Source organism: Streptomyces beijiangensis, from assembly GCF_017315755.1.
GTDB classification, from domain to species: domain Bacteria; phylum Actinomycetota; class Actinomycetes; order Streptomycetales; family Streptomycetaceae; genus Streptomyces; species Streptomyces beijiangensis.
In genome coordinates this window covers 22,924-28,923 of record NZ_JAFLRJ010000117.1, presented here as the reverse complement: position 1 = coordinate 28,923, position 6,000 = coordinate 22,924, and the positions used below count along the sequence as shown (strand labels likewise).

Annotated in this window: 5 protein-coding genes and 1 pseudogene; 5 read left to right on the top strand and 1 reads right to left on the bottom strand. The window is 73.0% G+C overall.

Going from position 1 to position 6,000, the window contains the following annotated elements:
* Both J0695_RS13340 and cobI read left to right on the top strand, forming a co-directional pair.
* Positions 1-671, top strand: a pseudogene (locus J0695_RS13340) (cobyrinate a,c-diamide synthase); the annotation flags it as partial.
* The gene (cobI, locus tag J0695_RS13335) at positions 668-1,408 is read left to right on the top strand and encodes a precorrin-2 C(20)-methyltransferase (protein ID WP_206962217.1); all 741 of its coding nucleotides are present in this window, start codon (positions 668-670) and stop codon (positions 1,406-1,408) included. The pseudogene J0695_RS13340 and the gene cobI, both read left to right, overlap by 4 nt.
* A gap of 8 nt (positions 1,409-1,416) precedes the next feature.
* On the opposite strand, the gene J0695_RS13330 is transcribed toward cobI, so the two are convergent.
* Positions 1,417-2,139, bottom strand: a complete 723-nt coding sequence (locus tag J0695_RS13330) for a ZIP family metal transporter (RefSeq protein WP_206962216.1) — start codon at positions 2,137-2,139, stop codon at positions 1,417-1,419.
* Between the two features lie 80 nt (positions 2,140-2,219).
* Here J0695_RS13330 and cobM point away from each other — a divergent pair, with 80 nt between their 5' ends.
* Genes cobM through cobJ form a run of 3 tightly spaced genes read left to right on the top strand, consistent with a single transcriptional unit; the run spans position 2,220 to position 5,994 of the window.
* Positions 2,220-3,044 carry a precorrin-4 C(11)-methyltransferase gene (gene cobM / locus J0695_RS13325; RefSeq protein ID WP_206962215.1) on the top strand — a complete coding sequence of 275 codons (825 nt, stop codon included), beginning with the start codon at positions 2,220-2,222 and terminating at the stop codon, positions 3,042-3,044.
* Complete coding sequence (gene cbiE / locus J0695_RS13320) at positions 3,041-4,297, top strand: precorrin-6y C5,15-methyltransferase (decarboxylating) subunit CbiE (protein ID WP_206962214.1); 1,257 nt, start codon at positions 3,041-3,043, stop codon at positions 4,295-4,297. The genes cobM and cbiE overlap by 4 nt, the downstream gene beginning before the upstream one ends.
* On the top strand, positions 4,294-5,994 hold the full coding sequence (cobJ, locus tag J0695_RS13315) for a precorrin-3B C(17)-methyltransferase (RefSeq protein WP_206962213.1): 1,701 nt from the start codon (positions 4,294-4,296) through the stop codon (positions 5,992-5,994). The genes cbiE and cobJ overlap by 4 nt, the downstream gene beginning before the upstream one ends.
* Positions 5,995-6,000 lie beyond the last annotated feature (6 nt).

The window sequence follows — 6,000 nt, the reverse complement described above, 5'->3', positions numbered from 1 at the left end:
GGCTCCGCCCCCAGACCCCCGCTCCTCAACCGCCGGAGGGGCTTGGTTTCGCCGCGGTATCAGCTGAACAGCGGCCCGTTGTCGCTGTTGCGGGTGGGGCTGCGTTCACCTTTTCGTATGCCGAGCATGTGGAGTTGCTCTCCGCCGCCGGGGCCGACGTCGTGACCTTCGATCCGCTTCGGGACGAGCAACTGCCCGAAGGCACCCGGGGGTTGGTCATCGGCGGCGGCTTTCCCGAGGTGTACGCGCCGGAGCTCTCCGCCAATGAGCCGCTGCGCAAAGCCGTTGCCGAGCTCGCCTTCTCGGGGGCTCCCGTCGCCGCCGAGTGCGCCGGGCTCCTCTATCTTTCGCGGTCCCTCGACGGGCAGCCGATGTGCGGGGTCCTCGACGGTGAGGCCCTGATGTCCGAGCGGCTCACGCTCGGGTACCGCGAGGCCGTCGCCGTGTCCGACAGTTCGCTGGCCGTCGCCGGCACCCGGATGCAGGGGCACGAGTTCCACCGGACCGTCCTCGAGCCCGCCGCCGGCGCCTCCCCCGCGTGGGGGCTGCACCAGCCGAGCCGCAGGGTCGAGGGGTTCGTACAGCAGGGCGTGCATGCGAGCTATCTGCATACGCACTGGGCCTCACAGCCCGGCATCGCACGGAGATTCGTCGAGAGGTGTGCGGGATGAGCAAGCTCATAGGTATCGGAGTCGGGCCCGGGGACCCGGAGTTGGTGACCGTGAAGGGCGTGAACGCCCTGCGCGCGGCCGATGTGGTCGTCGTGCCCGTCATGGCTGCGTCTGACGGAAAAACGGGCGGGGAGATGGGGCGCGCCGAAGCCACCGTCCTCCACTACGTCGGCCCCGAGAAGGTCGTGCGTGTGGTCTTCGCGCTCAATGAGCGGTCCGACCGCGGTCGCCGTGAGGCCGCCTGGGACGCCGCGGGCCTCCGTGTGCGGGAGCTGCTGGCGCAGTACGGAACCGTCGCCTTCGCGACCATCGGCGATCCCAACGTCTATTCGACCTTCACCTATCTCGCGCAGACCGTCGCCGCCCCCGGTCTGGTCGTCGAGACCGTGCCCGGCATCACCGCCATGCAGGATCTCGCCGCGCGCAGCGGTGCGGTGCTGACCGAGGGCACCGAGCCGCTGACGCTCGTCCCGGTGACCGCGGGGGCCGCGGTCCTGAAGCAGGCCCTCGAAGGACCGGGGACCGTGGTGGCGTACAAGTTCGGGCGGCTCGCCGGTGAGGTGGCCACCGCGCTCAGGGAGACCGGGCGTACCGAGGACGCCGTGTGGGGGTCCGCGCTCGGTCTTGACGAGGAGTCGATCCGGCCGGCCTCCGAGCTGGGCGACGAGTCCCTTCCGTATCTCTCCACCCTCATCGCGCCCGCCAGGCGCGACGGCCTCCGCGGCGGCAAGCTGTGAAGTCGTCCTCAGCCCGCGATGCCCACGACCAGCCAGATGAAGCCCACTCCCGCGACCGTGCACAGCAGCGTGGAGCGGGCCGGGTGGTCGTGGTGCGCCTCGGGGAGGATCTCGGCGGCGGCGAGATAGAGCAGTACGCCGCCGAAGAAGCCGAGATAGCTGCCGAGCAGTTGCTCCGGAAGGGTGAACAGAAGCGTCGACGCCGCGCCCACCACCGGGGCCAGTGCGTCGGCGAAGAGCATGGCCAGGGCCTTGTTGCGGGCGTTTCCGTAGAGGCTCGTCAGTGTGTACGTGTTGAAGCCGTCCGCGAAGTCGTGCGTGATCACCGCGACCGCCACGGCCAGGCCCATGCCGCCGCCCACCTGGAAGGCGGCGCCCAGCGCCACGCCGTCCATCAGGCTGTGGATCACCATCGCGGAGGCCGCGGTCAGGCCTACCTCGGGGGCTCGTGCGTCGCTCGCGCCATGCGCGGCCCGTCGTACGGCGAGCAGGCGCTCCCCCAGGTGCGCGAAGAGGAAGCCGCCGACGAAGAGCAGCAGGGCCGCGGGTACGCCGAAGACGGCCTGGCCGGCCGCGTCCAGCGCCTCGGGCAGCAGGTCGAGGCCGACCACGCCGAGCATCAGGCCGCCCGCCAGACCGAGCACCAAGTGGCGCCGGTCGGTGACGCGCTGGGCCGTCCAGCCGCCGACCAGCGTCATCAGGAACGCGCCGAGCGCGACGAAGACCGCCATGCCCCCTTGCTAGCCCATTGACCACCGATCCCGCATGTCCGGGACCCGTTCCTGCCCCTGTCTCCGAGAGGACCCCTCCCATGACCGATGTCACCGCCTCCAGCGGAAAGGTGACCTTTGTCGGCGCCGGCCCCGGCGCCGCCGATCTGCTGACCTTCCGGGCCGCGCGGGCCATCGCCGAGGCCGATGTCGTCATCTGGGCGGCGAGCCTGGTGCAGGCCGAGGTCCTCGACCACGCGCGGGAGGGTGCGGAGATCCTCGACTCGGCGGTGATGTCCCTGGAGGACGTCGTCGCGGTGTACGAGCGCGCTCTGCGGGACGGTCTGCGCGTCGCCCGTATCCACTCGGGTGATCCGGCGCTGTGGGGCGGTACGCAGGAGCAGGTCGACCGGTGTACGGGGATCGGGCTCGACGTGGAGATCGTGCCGGGTGTCTCGTCGTTCTCGGCGGTGGCGGCGATCGCCCAGCGCGAGCTGACGATTCCCGAGGTCGCGCAGTCCGTGATCCTGACCCGGCTCGGCGGCGGCAAGACGCCGATGCCGCCGGGCGAGGAAGTGCGGGAGTTCGCCCGGCACGGGACGACGATGGCGGTGTTCCTGTCGGCGGCACGGTCGGGGCAGCTGACCGCGGAGCTCCTGGAGGGCGGGTATCCGACGTCGACGCCCGTCGTCATCGCGTACCAGGTGACCTGGCCCGAGGAGCTCGTGCTGCGGTGCACCATCGAGACGCTGGAAGCGACCGTGAAGGAGCACAAGCTGTGGAAGCACACCTTGTTCCTGGTGGGCCCGGCGCTCGCCGCGTCCGGCACGCGTTCGCACCTCTACCACCCGGGTCACTTCCACGGTTTCCGTAAGGCCGACAAGGCGGCGCGTGCCGCTCTGCGGGCGGAGAGGGCCTCCTCGTGATCATCGTCGTGGGTACGGGGACGGGCGCACCCCTGTCCCCCGACGCCCGCGATGCGCTGGGCGAAGCGACGCTGGTCGTGGGTGCGCGGCGTCATCTGGAGGCGGCCGGGCTGCCGGAGCAGATGGAGCGGATCGTGCTCGGGCCGCTGGCACCCGCCCTCGACGCGGTCGCCGGGCGGCTCGCCGTGGAGGGGGCGCGGGTGGTGGTGCTGGCCTCCGGGGATCCCGGATTCTTCGGGATCGTACGGGCGCTGGCCGAGCGCTTCGGTACGGACGCGCTGGATGTACGGCCCTCCGCGCCGTCGGTGGCCGTCGCCTTCGCCCGCATCGGGCTGCCCTGGGACGACGCGGTCGTGGTGAGTGCGCACGGCCGTGATCTGCGGACCGCGGTGAACGTGTGCCGTGCGCATCCGAAGGTGGCCGTGCTGACCGGGCCCGGCGCCGGGCCCGCGGAGCTGGCGGCCGCGCTGGCGTACCGGACCTCCGGGCGCACCCTGGTGGTCGCCTCCGCGCTCGGCGATCCGGAGCGGGAGCACGTCGAGCGGATGTCCGCGCAGGAGGCGGCGGGGCGCGAGTGGCCTGATCCGGTGAGCGTGGTGCTCTGTCTGGACGAGGAGCGGGAGCTTTCGCCGCTGCGGACCGTGGCCGGGCCCGCGGCGGGACCTGCCCAATGGGCCCTGGACGAGACCGAGTTCGAGCACCGTGACTCGATGATCACCAAGTTCGAGGTGCGGGCGCTGGCGCTGGCACGGCTCGGGCCCCGGCTGGGCGATCTGGTGTGGGACATCGGCGCAGGGTCGGGCTCCGTGGCCGTGGAGTGTGCGCGGCTGGGGGCTGCCGTGGTCGCCGTGGAGAAGACCGCCGACGGGGTGGAGCGGATCCGGGCCAACGCGGAGGCGCACGGTGTGTACGTACAGGCGGTGCACGGTGCCGCGCCGACCGTGCTGTCGGATCTCGCCGATCCCGACGCGGTGTTCATCGGCGGCGGCGGGCGTGAACTGGCCGGCATCGTGACGGCGTGCGCGCGGCGGGCCCGGCGGAGTGTGGTGGTGGCGCTGGCCGCGCTCGACCGGGTGCCCGAGGTGCGGGCGGCTCTGGCGGGCGCCGGGTTGGCGACCGACGGCGTACTGCTGCAGTCCTCGCGTCTCGCACCGCTGCCGGGGGACGTGACGCGGCTCGCGGCCACGAACCCGGTCTTTCTTCTGTGGGGAACTCGCCCCACGGACACTGCTGTTGAAGGAGCACTACTGTGATCGGCCTGATCTCCGCCACGGCGGCGGGCGCCGTCGCACGCGACCGGCTGGCCGCGGCCTGGCCCGGGCGTACCCGGGTCTACGAAGGTCCCGTACGGGACGCCGTGGAGCGGGCCTTCGGGGAGTGCGAGCAACTGGTGTGCTTCCTCGCCACGGGTGCCGTGGTGCGGCTCCTCGCGCCGCTGCTCGCGGGGAAGGCCTCCGACCCGGGGGTCGTCTGTGTCGACGAGGGCTCGCGGTTCGCGGTGTCGCTGCTCGGCGGGCACGAGGGCGGGGCGAACGCGCTGGCCGGTGAGGTCGGCGACGTACTGGGGTGTGCGCCGGTGGTGACCACGGCCACCGACGCACGGGACATCCCGGGGCTCGACACGCTGGGCTGGCCGGTCGAGGGCGCGGTCGCCGCGGTCACGCGGGCCGTGCTCGACGGGGCGCCGGTGGCGCTTCGGGCGGACGCGGTGTGGCCGTTGCCGCCGCTGCCTGTGGTGGTGTCGGAGGAAGCCGGGACTGTGCTCAGTGTGAGCGACCGGGTGGGTGAACTCGGGCCCCGCGAGGCCGTGTTGAGGCCGCCTTCGCTGGTCGTGGGGGTCGGGGCGAGCAAGGGCGCGTCCGTGGACGAGGTGCTCGCTCTGGTCGGCGAGGCGCTGGCCGGTGCGGGGCTTTCGCCGCTGAGCGTCGCCGAGTTGGCGACGGTGGACGCGAAGGCGGAGGAGGCCGGGATCGTCGGGGCGGCGGCGCGGCTGGGCGTTCCGTTGCGTACGTACGCGGCCGAGGTTCTTGCCCGCATCGACGTGCCCAACCCGTCGGACGCACCGCTGGCCGCCGTCGGGACGCCGTCCGTCGCGGAGGCCGCGGCGCTCGCGGGCGGGGGCGAACTCCTCGTACCGAAGCGGAAGTCGAGCCGCCCGGACGGGCTGCCCGCGATGGCGACCTGCGCCGTGGTGCGCAGGGCGCCGCGCGGCCGGCTGGCCGTGGTGGGGCTCGGGCCGGGCGCGCGCGATCTGCTGACGCCGCGGGCGAAGGCGGAGCTGCGGCGGGCTTCGGTGCTGGTCGGGCTCGACCAGTACGTGGACCAGATCCGCGATCTGCTGCGGCCTGGGACGACCGTCCTGGAGTCGGGACTGGGCGCGGAGGAGGAACGGGCGCGTACCGCGGTCGCCGAGGCCCGCAAGGGGCACGCGGTCGCGCTGATCGGGAGCGGGGACGCGGGGGTGTACGCGATGGCCTCGCCCGCGCTGGCCGAGGCGAGCGACGACATCGACGTGGTGGGGGTGCCGGGGGTGACCGCCGCGCTGGCCGCCGCCGCGATCCTGGGCGCACCGCTGGGGCACGACCACGTCTCGATCAGCCTCTCCGATCTGCACACGCCGTGGGAGGTCATCGAGCGGCGGGTACGGGCGGCGGCCGAGGCGGACATCGTCGTGACGTTCTACAACCCGCGCAGCCGGGGCCGCGACTGGCAGCTGCCGAAGGCGCTGGGGATCCTCGCGGAGCACCGGACCGCTTCGACACCGGTCGGTGTCGTGCGCAACGCCTCGCGGGTGGACGAGAGCAGCCGGCTGACGACGCTGGGCGCATTGGACCCGACGACGGTGGACATGATGACGGTCGTGGTCGTCGGCAACACGGCGGCCCGGGAGATCGCGGGCCGCATGGTGACGCCGCGCGGCTACCGCTGGCAGACGGAGGCGGCGAAGTGAGCCACC

Excerpts from the sequence above, each read along its gene's own strand:
- cobI (WP_206962217.1), top strand. The coding sequence starts at position 668 with ATGAGCAAGCTCATAGGTATCGGAGTCGGGCCCGGGGACCCGGAGTTG.
- J0695_RS13330 (WP_206962216.1), bottom strand. The coding sequence starts at position 2,139 with ATGGCGGTCTTCGTCGCGCTCGGCGCGTTCCTGATGACGCTGGTCGGC.
- cobM (WP_206962215.1), top strand. The coding sequence starts at position 2,220 with ATGACCGATGTCACCGCCTCCAGCGGAAAGGTGACCTTTGTCGGCGCC.